Source organism: Vibrio sp. 10N.222.46.A1, from assembly GCF_041473595.1.
In the GTDB taxonomy this organism is placed as follows: Bacteria; Pseudomonadota; Gammaproteobacteria; order Enterobacterales; family Vibrionaceae; genus Vibrio; species Vibrio tasmaniensis_A.
In genome coordinates this window covers 1-857 of the sequence record NZ_JBFRSN010000615.1, presented here as the reverse complement: position 1 = coordinate 857, position 857 = coordinate 1, and the positions used below count along the sequence as shown (strand labels likewise).

1 protein-coding gene and 1 pseudogene are annotated in these 857 nt (G+C 46.4%); both read right to left on the bottom strand.

Annotated features, from left to right (window positions below; translation table 11 throughout):
* The coding region (locus tag AB4496_RS17075) for a molybdopterin-dependent oxidoreductase (protein WP_372131444.1) at positions 1-605 on the bottom strand (605 nt) is incomplete at its 3' end.
* A gap of 24 nt (positions 606-629) precedes the next feature.
* Positions 630-857, bottom strand: a pseudogene (locus tag AB4496_RS17070) (pentaheme c-type cytochrome TorC); the annotation flags it as partial.

Here is an 857-nt window from a genome sequence, read left to right as displayed (position 1 = left end):
GATGTACCTTGTGCGTAAACTTCAGTAGAACCTAGCACGTAAGGCATGATCGTTTGACCAGCACCTGTTGAGTAGTCACCGATTTTCTTCACAGAGTAACCGTGAAGTGCCATTGCACGTTGCATATGGTTAGTACAGCTGTGGAACTGACCCGTTTGTCTCCACCCAGTTTGACCTGTGTGAAGCGCCCATGGACCGTAATCTTTCTGTACGCGCTCTAGTTCGCGGTAAACAAGGTCTAGTGCCTCATCCCAAGTCACACGAATAAAACGGTTGTTACCACGCGTGTCTGCGCTGTATTTATGCTTCTTCAACCAATCTAGGCGAACCATTGGGTAACGCACACGTGATGGGCTGTAGATAATACCTTTAATACCTTTCAACATCTCAGTTGGGTGTTGATCGATTTCTAGAGGTTTAATCTCTTGTACTTTACCCGCATAAACGCGAGCTCGGAATGCACCCCAGTGAGAACCAGAGACTTTCCACGCGCCGTCTGTTTCTGCTGCAGACACTGATGCCGACGCCAATAAGCTTGGACCGATAACCGATGCCGCACTTGTAGTCGCGACACCTTTCAGAAAACTTCTTCTTGTAATTGCCATTGTGTTACTCCAATTGACGTCTTATTAGTGATGGCCTTCAGAAAAATCTGATGAGTGCTTCTGTAGATACTTAAGAACAAGTGCTTCTGTATCTGTATCGAAGTTAACGAATGCAATCATACCATCTAACATGCCTACCCAACCGTTAGCGCTGAAGTGAGCTTCATCTGGCTGTGAGTGACACGTTGAACAGTTAGATTGGTACGCTTGACCCGCTGCGTTCCAGATTGGATCGAAGTTATCAACCATAGA